This is a genomic window from Bradyrhizobium sp. RDI18, assembly GCF_043203335.1.
Taxonomy (GTDB): Bacteria; Pseudomonadota; Alphaproteobacteria; order Rhizobiales; family Xanthobacteraceae; genus Bradyrhizobium; species Bradyrhizobium retamae.
The window spans coordinates 6,159,720-6,173,193 of record NZ_JBICRN010000008.1; the positions used below are offsets into that span (position 1 = coordinate 6,159,720).

Sequence of the window (13,474 nt, forward strand, 5' to 3'; positions counted from 1 at the left end):
CTCGACCTACGCCGGCCCGGCCGGAACGTCCGAAAATCGGGTCAGCCACGCCACCGGGCCGATACTGGCGGCAACGATCAGGAGCGCGGCGAGCGCACCTTCCTCGAAGCTGCCGCGGCTGGCGTACTGGTAGATCGAGGTCGCCAGCGTTTCGACGTTGAGCGGCCGCAACAGCAGCGTCGCCGGCAATTCTTTCAGGCAATCCACGAATACGACAATGACCGCACCGAGCATGGCGGGGCGCAAGAGCGGCAGATGGATCAGCCGCATCGTCGTGGTCTGGCCGGCGCCGGCGGCGCGCGCGCTATCATCGTAGTCGTGCGGGATCCGCTCGAACCCCGCCTTGATGAATCCGGTCGGCACCGCCAGAAACCGGATCACATAGGCGATCACCACGGCAGCACCTGAGCCGACCACGACCAATCCCGGCAGCGATTGTCCAAGCCATCCGGCGAGTGCGTTCAGTGCGTTGTCGATGGCGAGCACCGGCGCGAGCAGCCCGAGCGCCAGCACCAGCCCCGGCAGCGTGTAGCCGGTTTGCGCAATGTTCATTGCGAGGAAGCGCAACCCATTCGGCCGCCAGCGCCACGCGAGAATGGTCGCAAAGCCGAGCAGAAGCGCGGTCAGCGTGGCAAGGCTTGCGAAGGCAACCGAGTTGAATGCATCGCGCCATAGCGCTGCGTCGAAATTGGCAAAAAGCCCGCGCTTGAAACTCTGCTGCGCGAGATACAGGAGCGGCACGAGGAATCCCAGCACCACCGGCAGCAGGCAGGCCGCGAATGCACATCCGCCCTTGATGCCGGTGAGTGGGGTCCGCGGCGTGAGCCGCGGGCTTTCGGCGGAAAACTCCGTCGTGACATTGCGGCGTCCGTAACGCTCGACTGCGATCAAGCCGGCCACGATCGCCAGCATGAAGCAGGACAATTGCGCGGCGCCGGCGAGGCTGCCGCGGTTGAGCCAGGTCGTGAACACCGACACCGTGAGGGTACGGACACCCAGATATTCGCTGGCGCCGATGTCGTTCAGCGTTTCCAGCGATACCAGCGCGACGCCGACCGCCAGCGCGGGACGTGCCATCGGCAGCGAGATACGCCAGAAGGTGGTCCAGCGGCTGGCGCCGAGCGTCTTCGCGGCCTCGGCGAATTCCGCGCTCTGGTACTGGAACATCGTGCGCGCCGAAAGATAGACATAGGGGTAAAGCACCAGCGCGATCACAACGACCGCGCCCGGCAGCGAGCGCAAATTCGGAAGCATGCGCACGGCGTCCTGCAGCGGAAGCCAGTGCGCGAGCGTCTTGTGGACCAGGCCCAGCGGCTCGAACAGGTCGACATAGACGTAAGCGGCGAGATAGGTTGGGATCGAAAGCGGCAACGGCAGCAGCCATAGCAGCATTTTCCGGCCGCGGAATTCATGCAGCGAAACCGTCCACGCCGTGCCGGTGCCGATCGCAAGCGACAGGGCAGCGACGCCGCCGAGCAGCAGCGCGGTGTCGAAGATGGTAGCCGGTAGCACGTAGTCGATCAGGTGCTGCCAGACGTCAGGCGCCGGCTGCAGCGCGAGCGCAATGATCGAGATGACGGGGGCTGCGACAAGGATGGCGGTCGCAACCGCAATCGCTGCCGCGATGCGGCCCGAGCGCGTGACGGGACTCACGTCCGCACACGTCGGCAAGATGAGCCGAGATTTATCCGCTGGCGCAGGTGGGCTCCGTGCCACCCGCAACCGGGGTTTACCCCGGTTGCGCATCTTGAGTTTGCGCAAGTCGGGCAGGCCCGACTTGCACCGGGGGAGGGCAGGGGGAGGGGTAGCCGCGGGCGATGCTGCCCGTGTGGCTTACCCCTCTCCCTAACCTCGAGAGCGAGCTTCGCTCGCCTCGGACCCCGCAAGAGGGGAGGGGACGCAGTCGTGCCAGGCGAGAGATCACAATTCGAATCCTTCGCCCACCCAGCCGTTCAATTATCGAATCCGACCTTGTCCACCAGCGTCGAGGCCGCCTTGCGGTTGGCGGCGATCTTGGCGATCGGCAGCGGGTCGGCGGTGAGCTTGCCGTAGCCCGCAATCGTCGGGTTGACGGCAACGCCGGCGCGAACCGGATATTCATAATTGGAATCGGCGTAGATCTGCTGCGCCTTGTCGCCGACGAGCCACTCGATCAGCTTGACGCCGTTGGCCTTGTTGGGCGCGTTCTTCGCCAAGAGGACGCCGGAGAGATTGACGTGGGTGCCGCCGCCTTCAAAGGTCGGCAGGATCACCTTGGTGGCTTCCGCCCACGGCTTCTTCTCGGGATCGTTGTTCATCATCAGCGCCCAGTAGTAGGTGTTGCCGATGCCGATGTCGCACTTGCCGGCCGCGACGTCGCGTGCGGCTTCACGGTCGCCGCCCGAAGGTTTTTGCGCCAGATTGGCCTTCAGGCCCTTCAGCCACTCCTCGGCCTTGGCCTCACCGTACTTGGCCACATAGGCCGCGAACAGGCCGTTGTTGTAGATGTGCTGGCCGGAGCGGATGCAGATCTTGCCCTTCCACTTCGGATCGGCGAGTTCTTCATAAGTGATCTTGTCCTGCTTGACGCGGTCCTTCGAGGCGTAGATCACGCGCGCGCGCATGGAGATGCCGGCCCAGTGGCCGTCGGGGTCGCGATATTGCGCTGGCACGATCTCGTCGATCACCACCGACTTGATCGGCTGGGTGACGCCGGCCTGCACGGCGTCGTCGAGGCGGCCGATGTCGACCGTCAGCAGCACGTCGGCGGGGCTGCTGGCACCTTCCGCTTTCATGCGCTGCTCGAGCCCCGAACTCGCCGAGACGACATTGACCTTGATGCCGGTGTCCTTGGTGAAGGCATCGAACAGCGGCTGGATCAGCTTGGTTTCGCGATAGGTGTAGACGTTGACCTCGCCGTCGGCGGACGCCGGCGAGGCTCGAACGCGGTAAGACAAAGCAACGCTGCGGTTGCGGCGGTAGCGCGAATATTCATCATGAGAGCTGCCCGACAAAGCTGGTGAAGATGCCCGTCTCAGTAGCGCAGCGGCTGCGATGTCGTCAGCGACTGGATGTCGCGAATGGCTCAGTTTAGAAGGATTCCACGCTATAGTTTAGAGCGATTCCAAACATGGCGCGCCATCGCTGCTGCGGTCCGCAAAGCAGGCGGGGACGCAGATGGCTGGGGCACGACCTATCGGCTGCCATTGGCGAGGTCGAAATCGACAGCGGCGGTGTTGCCGCCGCTGATGACGACTGCAATGCGTTCGCCGGCGGCGGGCTTGTAGGCGCCCGACAGGATCGCGGAGAACGCTGCCGCGCCGCCCGGCTCTGCAACGATGCGCAAGGCGCGCCAAAGCGTCGCCTGTGCGTCAGCGATCGCGGCGTCGGAAACCAGTACGGTTTGTCGCGCGTATTTCTGGACGATCGGGAAGACCTGTTCGCCGACACGCCGCGGCGCAAGCGAATCCGCAGCCAGCCCGCCGGCCTCGGCATCGACAGGATGGCCGGCTTCAAGGGCCCTGGTCAACGTGGGCGATGCATGCGGCTCGACGCCGACCACCTTGATGCGGCCGGCATACCATGCCGCGATCCCGGCGATCAGCCCGCCGCCGCCCACAGATACGAGCAGGGTATCGATGTCAGGTGCCTGCTCCGAGAGCTCAAGGCCGATCGTTCCCTGTCCCGTGATGGTTTCCTTCTGGTCGAAAGCCGGCACCGGTAGTGCGCCGGTTTGCTGCGCCCATATCTCGCTGGCCGCGAGCGCATCGGCATACCGGTCGCCTTCGATCGCGAGGTCGGCGCCGTAGTCGCGGATGCGTTGCACTTTCGCCGGCGAAGCGACGCTCGGAATGAAAATCTTGGCCGGCTTTCCAAGCTTCATCGCGGCATAGGCGACGGCCGCGCCATGGTTGCCGCCCGACGCCGCGACGACGCCGGCCTGCGGCACATCGCGGGTCAATAGATTGGCAAAAGCGCCGCGCGCCTTGAACGAGCCGGAGTGCTGCAGAAGCTCGAGCTTGAGCGTCAGCGTACGGCCGGGAAGCCCGAACTCGGCGCCATCGACCTGGATCACCGGAGTCCGCCGGATAAAGGGCCGGATCAGCCGCTCGCACTGTGCGATCGTTTCCGAGGTTACGGCATCCGCTGACGCATCCATTGCAAGGCACTCCCACGGCGAATTGAACAAGGCCAAACTGGCAAGGCTCGATTGACAGCAATTAGTCATTTAGCTAATTAGCAATATGGCTTCTTTCGAGGATGACGTCGAGTCTGCTTTTCGCGCGCTCGCCAGCGATCGGCGGCTTTTGATCCTGGAGTGGCTGAAACGCCCCCGGGCGCATTTTCGCGAGCAGGTCGACGGCGATCTCGTCAAGGACGGCGTCTGCGGCGTGTTGATTGCCGAAAAGCTCGGCGTCAGCCAGCCCACCGTGAGCGAGCACCTGAAAATACTGTCGCAAGCGGGACTGGTGAGCGCCAAGCGCGTCAAGCAGTGGACGTTCTACAAGCGCGATGAAGCGCGCATTGCAAAGCTGAAAGCGGCCATGCTCGAAAAGATCTGATGTTCGGTCGTGGGCTGCGCCAGCGCGCGCCGACGCTGGGCGCTCCGTGCCGACATTTTGAGCAGCGAAGCGCACGTTATCCGTTCGACCTTGGCATCATCAGTGCCTAGTCTTTGCTGACAGGGAGATGAAGCTGATGCGCGCGGTACTGGACTATTGCACCGGAGGAGCGAAGCGAGAGGTATCGGCAGGCACGCTCGTCCTTCATGAAGGCAGCAAGACCGGACATCTGTTCGTCCTGCTTGAGGGAAGGCTGGAAGTCGTCAAGGGCGACAGCGTCGTGGCCGTCCTCAGCGAGCCGGGGGCGATGCTCGGGGAAATGTCGGTGCTGCTCGAGCAGCCGCATACCGCGACCGTGCGCGCCGCCGCCGATTCTGTCGTCTACGAGTTCGATGATGCCGCGGCGTTCCTGCGCGACCAGCCGGCGGTGGCGCTGTTGATCGCGCGGTTGCTGGCGCAGCGCCTCAACGTCGCGACCACCTATCTCGCCGATCTCATGCATCAGTATGGCGACCATGGTAACCATCTCTCGATGGTCGGCGAACTCCTGCAGAGCATGATCAACCTGCCGCCGACAGAGGTTTCGCCAGGCTCGGATCGGCAATCCGACTCCAGACTCTAGCTGCATTGGCAGAAGCATCGGCTAGCGGCTTTTCCTGAGCAGTTTCTTCGCTTGTTCGATTTCGGGGAGGTCTTGCCCCGTTTCAAAATCGACGAGCGCTCGCGCGACCACCTCGGATCCGGCCGTTTCCCGGCCGTTGTTGATGCAAAGACGCGCAAGTCCAATTGCGCTGCGCAGTTCGAAAGCTTTCGTCTGCTGGCTTCGGGCTATCTCAAGCGCCCGGTTAAAGGCGCCTTCGGCCCCGCAGAGGTTCGTCGGGTCGCGACGCAACAGAAGCTCACCCCGAGCACGATGCAGTTCGGCATCGAGCCAATGCTGACCCGACTGTTCCGTCACGTCGATCAACTCGCGCAGTATCTCCAACCCAGTGTCCGTTTGTCCCGCCGCGGCATTCGCCACGGCAACCTGCATTCCCCAAAACGGTTCGCAAAGGTAGCAGTCATTCTCATGCAGCAAGGTCCAACCTCGATGCATTTCCGCAAGCCCGGCCTCTCGGTCGCCGGCGCGCCACCGTGCAAGGCCAGTGAGGTATGTGCCCGCGGCTACATACAACGGCATCGTATGGTCGCGAGCGAGGGCGAGCGCAAGGATTGTCTCTGTTTGCTGTAGCGGCCCGCCGCACAGTCCGTCGAAAACCGCCTTATGGACGAGCGCATTGGCTTGGGAGAGCGCTCGCTTTTCTCCCGAGGAACGCACCGCTTCCGCGGCGAGCCGGCGGGCGCGATCAATCTGTCCGATCGGCCAAAGCACCAGAGCAAGAAATCTCATGATGACGAACGGCAGGTCCAGCGTTGAAGCCCTGAAGGTCTCAAGATTCGGTTCAGCATCATAAGCCGCAAGCGCCTGCTCAAGATGCTTTCTCGCGTTCATATAGTCGCCGCCGAACCAGCAGGTCGCCCCGTTTGTCCAATGCGCGACAACTGCGGCCACTGAGGAGTCCGGATGTCTATTGGCGGCGTTCATGGTTGCATCCGCCAACTCCCACATCGGCGCGATCTCGCCATGCGTCAGACAGGCATTGAACAATCCCGAATAGATCGGCGCCAGCTCAACCGGATCATTGATATCAGCCGCGAATTGCCGAGCGCGCGTCCATGCGGCGACGGTTTGGGGGCGCTGTGCCCAAGGTTGCCCCGCAGCGCGCGGCTGTAGATGATTTGAAGATGAAGCCGGTTCATGGTTCGGCCTGGGTCATCCGGCAGCCCGTCGGCAATCGCAATTGCCTTGCCGAGATGCGCGATTGCCTCGGTATAGGCGGAGCGCTTGAGCGCCTGCTGGCCTGCCTTGAGCCACCAATCGAGAGCAACCCCGTCGAGTCCCGCTTCGGTGAAGTGATGGGCCACGACTTCGGGCTCGGTCTCGGCGATGGCCGGAAACTGATCACGCAGCACATCGCCAATATGTTTGTGCAGCAGTTGCCGGCGGCTCTTGAGCAGGCTCTCATAAGCCGCTTCCTGGACCAGCGCGTGCTTGAAGCTGTAGCTCGCTTCGGGCGGCGTCCCGCGACGCAATAGCAGTTCGGCCTCTTCCAGTTGCCTCAGCGCGGTGCTCAGCGTCAGATCATCGCGCCCTGCCACACACCGCAGCAATGTGTATGAGAAGTCACGGCCAATCGCGGCGCCTATCTGTGCCACCTCCTTGACCGGCGCCAGTCGGTCAAGGCGCGCCATCAGCGAGTCTTGCAGCGTCGCGGGAATGGCGAGTGGCGGTAGCGGACGATCAAGGCGATAGCGCCCGGCATCTTCCACCAGCAGTCCGGACTCCAGTATTGTCTTGGTCAGTTCCTCGATAAACAGCGGGATGCCATCCGTCCTGTCGATGATCTGCGTCATCATTTCGCGTGGTAGCTGTCGACCGACGGTCACCTGCTCGATCAGAGTGCGCGCGTCCTGCCGGTCAAGTCGGTCGAGCCGCAGCAGGCTGACATTGGCGAGACCCGCCCAAGGCGGCTCGAACTCGCGCCGGAAAGTCATGAGCGCGAGGATCGGCAAGCCCCTGATCCGGTCGACCGCGAGATCGAACAGCTCAAGTGTCGTGGCGTCGGCCCAATGCATATCCTCGCAGACGATCAGCACAGGTTGCTGCCGGGCCAAACCCTCAAGCTGATCGAGGAGGGCGGCGAACGTCTGTCGCCGCTGCTGCACCGGATTCAAACCGAGCGGCGGATAGCGCTCGCCCGTTGCGATCGAAAGAAGTGCTGCGATCAGCGACGTCGCGTTTGCCACCTGCAGCGTTCCAAGTGCAAGCATTGCCTCAAGCTTGTCGAGCTTTTGCTCGGGCGTGTCCTGTGGCCTGATACCGGCGCCGCGCTCGAGTTGAGCGATAAAGGGATGAAGCGCACTGTTGATGTGGTAAGGCGAGCACTGATACCGCACCCGACAGTGTGCCCCCAACACAGGGCTCTCGCAGAGCATTGCGACCAGGCGCGATTTGCCGATCCCGGCCTCGCCGGAAATCAACACCACCTGACCTTGACCCTGCCACGCCAGTTGCTGGCGCGAGAGCGCGAATTCGATTTCTGCCTTACGGCCGACAAAGCCCAGCGAGCGCGCCGTGCGCACCGCCTCGAAGCGGCTCTCCGACGCCACCCCACCTTCGACCGCCCAGACCGCGATGGGTTCGGAGATGCCCTTGACCTGGCGCAGGCCGAGGCTACGGAAAGTGAACAAATCTCCAAGCAGCTCGCGCGTCGAAGCAGCAACGATAACCGCCCCCGGCTCAGCCAGGCCCTGGAGCCGGGCGGCGATGTTCGGTGTATCGCCGATCATCGCCTGCTGCTCCGAAACGCCTCCGCTGATGAGGTCGCCCACCACGACAAGCCCGGTCGCGATCGCGATCCGCACTTCAACCTGTTCCGCGGGCGTTTCGAGCGGCCTTATTGCGGCGATCATGTCGAGCCCGGCTCGCACGGCGCGCTCGGCGTCATCCTCGTGCGCGTGGGGGTAACCAAAGTAGGCGAGCACTCCGTCGCCGACAAACCTGGCGATGCTGCCGTCGTAGGTGGCAATAACTCTGGCGCAGGCCGTCCGATAGGCGCGGATCACCTCCCACATGTCCTCTGGATCAAGGCGAGCAGACAGCTCAGTCGAGCCGACCAGATCGCAGAACATCACGGTGAGGTGCCGTCGCTCGGCATCATGCTGACGAGCCGGCTCGTCGACCAATTCGAGTTGCTTGAGTTCGGCGATCGCGCGCAGCATCTTGCGGCGATGGCCGAGCAGGACTCCGAGTCTATCGAAGTCCTGATCCGTTAGCTCGGGAAGGATGCCGATATCGATTCCATTCTCGGCAAAACGCAACGCGTATTGTCCAAGCCCAAGCTTCTCGAGCCAGTCTGCAATCTGCTGCATTGGCTCCACCGAACTGTTCTGGCTGGCGGCTAGCCGGATTTTGGACTACTGCTAAAAAAATGCCATTCAATATTTGCGGGATGCGGTATTGGGCTGCGGGCTCAACAAAAAATCACGCGAAGCAACCAGACCGATATGATCGGCACCGGCGGCAAATTGCACGGGAGTCGGTGACAAAAATTCGCGCAACATCTCCTTCAAAAGAACACGACAAGTCGTTGCGCAACACGCGCTTTGCGCCACTAACGTTCAGCGCGAACAATCTGACGCTTTCTGTGAGGACCCTGAGGGAATTGACGACCGTCGTCGTGTAACCTGTCACACGGGCTTTTTTCGAACTTCTCAGGCGCCTGTCGATGAGGAGAAACGCGGATCGGCAATCCGACCCAAGGATGTAAGCCAGTCCGGCGGGTTCTCGATCGGGGCCGCCGGCCGGAGCAAGGGCGCGCGCAGGTCGATGCGTTGCGCCTCGCCGGCCGCAATCCAGAACGCTGTGCCCTCATCGAAGTCGAGCACGATGCAGACGGGCGGACGGCCGTGCTGCAGGCCGGCATTGAATACCCAGGTCGTGCCGATGCGGTCGAACCACGAGCCGTCGGGGATGAAAGGCGATTGATGGACGTGGCCCGAGATCACCATGGACGGTTGGTACTGCGCGATCCATTGCACCAGTTCGACGTCGCCGAAGAACCGCTTGCCGCCCCAGCTCGTCGGTGAATTCGCCGGCGGCGCGTGATGCACCCAGATCCAGCGTTGCGCCGGCTCGAGCGCGGCGTCGCGAAGCTGGGTTTCGATGCGGCTCTTGACCAGCGGTCCATCCCACCACGGACACACCGTGAAGCGCGTGTCGCCGACGGTGAGGCTGTCGCCGTCGCAGGCGACGCCGAGTTCGCGGATATCGCCGACCCAGCGCGCGATCTTTTCGCCTTCCGCGCTGCGCTCGTCGAGGTCGTGATTGCCGGAGCAGAGAATGACGCGCGTCACTTGGGACAGCAGCGACAGATATTTTTTCACCACCAGAATCTGCGCGCGGAAATCGACGAACGATCCGACGTCGAGCGCGTCGCCGGCGAAAATGACGACGTCGAATTCAGGAGCTGCCGCGAGCAGCCAGTCAAATTGCGGCAACGAATAATGCAGATCGGCAACGACTAGGCAGCGCATAATGATCAAAATCCAAAAATGCCCGGGAAACAGGCGATCCGCAGGCGGATGCATTCAGGCAGACTGGATTCGAGCAAGAATTGTGCCGGTCCAGCACCTAGGCATTGAACAGGACGTTGAAGATACTAGAATGGAACCTCCGAATATCCCCGGGGGAGGCTCGCTGTGTTCAAGAGTGCATCTATGCTGGGCGTTTTGCTAACGGCTTTGATCATGGCCGTTTCCATCTCAGAGTCCTTAGCCCAGGGAAGTTCGTTGCCTTACGGCGGCGGCGGTCCGATCAATGCTCCGGCAATTATCAGAGAATACAACGCATCTGGAAAGCAGATGCGGATCGAGGGCTCATGCCAATCATCCTGCACGACGCTTCTTGCAATAAAGAACGTCTGCGTTGAGCCCTCGGCGCAACTGAAATTTCACGCGGCGTTGTTTCCGCATGAGCGGAACCAGAAGCCGCCCCCTGCAAGGCAAGCTCGGATGCTGGCGGCATACAACGCTAAGCTCCGCAATTATCTCGTTTCCGGCGGATACGTCGACGGGTTCGAGTTTCACACTATCTCAGGGCAGGACATCATTACGAAGTTTGGATATCGAGCCTGCAGATAGCCGTCGTTCAGACATAGGCCGATTGTCCGGCAGAGCTGGTTCAAGGGCATGAGCGAGCAGGTAGGGACACCTCAATTTGACGTAGATCAGCTAAGGCGGCTTTGGGTCATTCGCTACAGGGGCGACCCAGCGGCAAGTCCAGCCATGTCCGCCGTGACGCCGAAAGCGGAAGTCCCTTCAAACTCGCCTCAATCCGAATTTGGCTGCGCGCCAATGAGTCGACGCCCTAATCCTCGCTTGCCCTGAACCGACCGAGCCCCTTCAGTACGAACGGCGCCACCAGCGCAATCAGCGCAATGCCGAGCAGCGTCGCCGACATCGGACTCTGCAGCAGCACGATGGGATCGCCGAGGCTGATGGCGAGCGCGCGGCGCAACTGGCTTTCGGCGATCGGCCCGAGGATGAGACCGACGACGACAGGTGCGATCGGGAAGTCGAACCGGCGCATCAGAAAGCCCAACACGCCGAAGGCTGCCAGCATCGACAGCTCGACCACCGACGGCTTTGCGGCGATGGTGCCCATGGTCGCGAACACGAGAATGCCGGCGTACAGCCACGGCTGCGGGATCGCGAGCAGTTTTACCCATAGCCCGACCAGCGGCAGGTTGAGTACCAGCAGCATCACGTTGGCGATGAAGAGGCTCGCGATCAGGCCCCATACCAGATCAGGCCGCTCGGCGAACAGCAGCGGTCCCGGGTTCAGTCCGTATTGCTGAAAGCCCGCCAGCATCATCGCAGCCGTCGCCGAGGTCGGAAGCCCCAGCGTCAATAGCGGCACGAGGGTGCCGGCGGCGGAGGCGTTGTTGGCGGCTTCCGGCCCCGCGACGCCTTCGATCGCGCCCTTGCCGAATTCTTCCGGATGCTTCGACAGTCGCTTCTCGGTCGAGTAGGACAGGAATGTCGGAATTTCCGCGCCACCGGCGGGAAGCGCGCCGATCGGAAAGCCGAACATCGTCCCGCGCAGCCACGGCTTCCATGACCGCATCCAGTCCTGCTTCGTCATCCACAGCGAGCCGCGCACCGGCTCGATCTTTTCCTCGGCGTGATGGCGGCGCGATGCGACGTAGAGCGCTTCGCCTAAGGCGAACAGGCCGACCGCCAGCGTCGTCACTTCGACGCCGTCGAGCAGTTCGGGCATGCCGAATGCGAGCCGGGCCTGGCCGGTGAGCTTGTCGATGCCGATCAGCCCGAGCGTCAGCCCGATGAACAGGCTGGTCAGCCCGCGGATCGGCGAATCGCCGAAGGTCGCAGACACCGTGACAAAGGCCACGCACATCAGCGCGAAATAATCTTCAGGCCCGAAGCGCACGGCAAAATCCACCAGCCACGGTGCGAGAAAAGCCAGGCCGATGGTGGCAATGGTGCCCGCGACGAACGAGCCGATCGCCGACGTCGCCAGCGCCGGACCGCCGCGACCGGCCTTGGCCATCTTGTTGCCCTCGAGCGCGGTCGCCATCGACGCGCTCTCGCCGGGCGTGTTGATCAGGATGGCGGTGGTCGAGCCGCCATACATGCCGCCGTAATAGATGCCGGCGAACATGATCAGCGAGCCGCCGGGATCGAGCTTGTAGGTCACCGGCAACAGCAACGCGACGGTGAGTGCCGGCCCGATGCCGGGCAGCACGCCCACGGCAGTGCCGAGGAACACGCCGATCAGCGCATAAAGCAGGTTCATCGGCTGGACGGCGACGGCCATGCCATGCGCAAGCGCAGCGAAGGTTTCCATTACAGCAGTCTTTCCAGAGGGCCGGCAGGCAGGCTCAACGTCAGCAGCCGATCGAAGGCGAGATAGATCAGCGTGGTCATCACGAGCGCGATGACGAAGTCGGCGAGGATGGCGCGGCGCCCGAACGCCGCCGAGGTGGTGACGAACAGCGCCGATGTCGCCAGGATGAAGCCACCGCCGAGCCCGATGATGGCGATCAGCAGCGCAAGTCCGCCGAGGATCAGCAGCACGGGCTTGGGATCGGCGCTCTCGCGCGGCGGCAAGTTGCCGCGCAAGGCGTCGATCAGGTTGGCGATCGCGAGAATGCCGAGCCCGACCGCTACGACGACCGGCATCGCCTCGGGCCCCATGCCGTACATCGAAGTGGATGACAGACGGCTTGCGTCCCATACCAGCACCGCAGCAAGCGCCGCGAGCGCCGCGGCGATGACGACACCCGCGCGATCGATGTGCCGCGATGCCGGCGGAGCATCCCCGGAAGCGCTGTCCGTCATGATTTGACGAGACCGACCGACTTCAGCACGTCGGTGACGCGCGTCGTTTCCTTCTTCAGGAAGTCGGCGAACGCATCGCCGGAAAGATAGGCGTCATCCCAGCCCTTCTGCTTGAGAATGTCCTTCCAGGCGTCGGACTTGACCATCTTCTCGACCGCTTCGCTCAACGTCTTGCGCTGTTCCGGCGTGATGCCGGGAGGCGCGACTACCGAACGCCAGTTGGCGAGCACGAGGTCGATCCCTTGTTCCTTGAAAGTCGGAATATCGATTCCGGCGATACGCTCCTCCGAGGTCACGCCGAGTGCGCGCAATTTGCCGGATTTGATCTGTCCTTCGTATTCGCTCAGGCCCGAAATGCCTGCCGTGACCTTGCCGCCGAGAATGGCCGCCAGCGACTCGCCGCCGCCGGAGAAAGGAATGTAGTTGACCTTCTTGGCGTCGGCGCCGATCGTTCCGGCAAACAACGCCGCCATCACATGATCGACGCCGCCGGCCGAGCCGCCGGCAAAGGTCACCTTGGCGATGTCGGCCTTCACGGCCGCGGCAAGATCCTGCGCCGTCTTGAGCGGCGAATTCGCCGGCACCACGATCACCTGGATTTCCTCGGTGAGGCGCGCAATCGGCGTCACCTGTTCGAGCGTCACCGGCGACTTGTTCATGGCGAGCGCGCCGACCATGACGAAGCCGTTCACCATCATCTGGTTGCCGTCGCCCTTGGCGCCGTTGACGAACTGCGCGATGCCGATGCTGCCGCCGGCGCCGGCCACATTGGTGACCTGGACGCTACGGGCGATCTTGGCGGCGACCAAAGCCTGCTGCATCGCGCGGGCGGTCTGATCCCAGCCGCCGCCAGGGGCTGCGGGCGCCATGATCTTGAGCTCGAGCTGCTGCGAGAGGGCAGGCGCTGTGGCTGCAAGCGTCAACGCGACCACCGCGCCGAACAGGCGCGTATGAAACGGCATCATGGGATT

General features: G+C 63.0%; 12 protein-coding genes and 1 pseudogene. 3 read left to right on the forward strand and 10 right to left on the reverse strand.

Annotated elements, in window-relative coordinates:
- Positions 1-6 precede the first annotated feature (6 nt).
- The 3 genes from ACFXS9_RS38785 to ACFXS9_RS38795 all read right to left on the reverse strand — a co-directional run bounded on the left by ACFXS9_RS38785 (position 7) and on the right by ACFXS9_RS38795 (position 4,138).
- Positions 7-1,653 carry an ABC transporter permease gene (locus ACFXS9_RS38785; RefSeq protein WP_392698574.1) on the reverse strand — a complete coding sequence of 549 codons (1,647 nt, stop codon included), beginning with the start codon at positions 1,651-1,653 and terminating at the stop codon, positions 7-9.
- Between the two features lie 299 nt (positions 1,654-1,952).
- Positions 1,953-2,936, reverse strand: a complete 984-nt coding sequence (locus ACFXS9_RS38790; protein WP_392698576.1) for a Fe(3+) ABC transporter substrate-binding protein — start codon at positions 2,934-2,936, stop codon at positions 1,953-1,955.
- A 236-nt stretch (positions 2,937-3,172) separates the two neighbouring features.
- Positions 3,173-4,138: a threonine/serine dehydratase gene (locus ACFXS9_RS38795; RefSeq protein ID WP_392698578.1), complete on the reverse strand. Its 966-nt coding sequence runs from the start codon at positions 4,136-4,138 to the stop codon at positions 3,173-3,175.
- An 85-nt stretch (positions 4,139-4,223) separates the two neighbouring features.
- On the opposite strand from ACFXS9_RS38795, the gene ACFXS9_RS38800 reads away from it, so the two are divergent.
- Together ACFXS9_RS38800 and ACFXS9_RS38805 are read left to right on the forward strand one after the other, a co-directional pair.
- Entirely contained in the window at positions 4,224-4,541 is a 318-nt protein-coding gene (locus tag ACFXS9_RS38800; protein WP_392698580.1) for an ArsR/SmtB family transcription factor, read from the forward strand.
- A 136-nt stretch (positions 4,542-4,677) separates the two neighbouring features.
- Positions 4,678-5,163: a Crp/Fnr family transcriptional regulator gene (locus ACFXS9_RS38805; RefSeq protein ID WP_392698582.1), complete on the forward strand. Its 486-nt coding sequence runs from the start codon at positions 4,678-4,680 to the stop codon at positions 5,161-5,163.
- A gap of 21 nt (positions 5,164-5,184) precedes the next feature.
- Here ACFXS9_RS38805 and ACFXS9_RS38810 read toward each other — a convergent pair whose 3' ends face one another.
- From ACFXS9_RS38810 to ACFXS9_RS38825, 4 genes and pseudogenes are all read right to left on the reverse strand, one after another.
- Positions 5,185-6,126 (reverse strand): hypothetical protein, encoded by a 942-nt coding sequence (locus ACFXS9_RS38810; RefSeq protein ID WP_392698584.1) that lies wholly within the window; start codon positions 6,124-6,126, stop codon positions 5,185-5,187.
- 44 nt (positions 6,127-6,170) lie between these two features.
- Positions 6,171-8,363, reverse strand: coding sequence for an adenylate/guanylate cyclase domain-containing protein (locus ACFXS9_RS38815; RefSeq protein ID WP_392700242.1), 2,193 nt, complete (start codon positions 8,361-8,363; stop codon positions 6,171-6,173).
- Between the two features lie 33 nt (positions 8,364-8,396).
- Positions 8,397-8,513, reverse strand: a pseudogene (locus ACFXS9_RS38820) (SAM domain-containing protein); the annotation flags it as partial.
- 342 nt (positions 8,514-8,855) lie between these two features.
- A complete protein-coding gene (locus tag ACFXS9_RS38825; protein ID WP_392698586.1) occupies positions 8,856-9,677 on the reverse strand; it encodes a metallophosphoesterase in 822 nt (273 codons plus the stop codon).
- A 183-nt stretch (positions 9,678-9,860) separates the two neighbouring features.
- Between ACFXS9_RS38825 and ACFXS9_RS38830 the strand changes: the two genes are divergently transcribed.
- The gene (locus ACFXS9_RS38830) at positions 9,861-10,283 is read left to right on the forward strand and encodes a hypothetical protein (RefSeq protein ID WP_213288776.1); all 423 of its coding nucleotides are present in this window, start codon (positions 9,861-9,863) and stop codon (positions 10,281-10,283) included.
- A 226-nt stretch (positions 10,284-10,509) separates the two neighbouring features.
- Here the strand turns inward: ACFXS9_RS38830 and ACFXS9_RS38835 are convergent, their stop codons facing one another.
- From ACFXS9_RS38835 to ACFXS9_RS38845, 3 genes are read right to left on the reverse strand one after another with little or no spacing between them, the layout of a single operon-like run.
- Positions 10,510-12,009, reverse strand: coding sequence for a tripartite tricarboxylate transporter permease (locus tag ACFXS9_RS38835; RefSeq protein WP_392698588.1), 1,500 nt, complete (start codon positions 12,007-12,009; stop codon positions 10,510-10,512).
- A complete protein-coding gene (locus ACFXS9_RS38840; RefSeq protein WP_392698590.1) occupies positions 12,009-12,503 on the reverse strand; it encodes a tripartite tricarboxylate transporter TctB family protein in 495 nt (164 codons plus the stop codon). The genes ACFXS9_RS38835 and ACFXS9_RS38840 overlap by 1 nt, the downstream gene beginning before the upstream one ends.
- Positions 12,500-13,468, reverse strand: a complete 969-nt coding sequence (locus ACFXS9_RS38845; RefSeq protein ID WP_392698592.1) for a Bug family tripartite tricarboxylate transporter substrate binding protein — start codon at positions 13,466-13,468, stop codon at positions 12,500-12,502. The genes ACFXS9_RS38840 and ACFXS9_RS38845 overlap by 4 nt, the downstream gene beginning before the upstream one ends.
- Positions 13,469-13,474 lie beyond the last annotated feature (6 nt).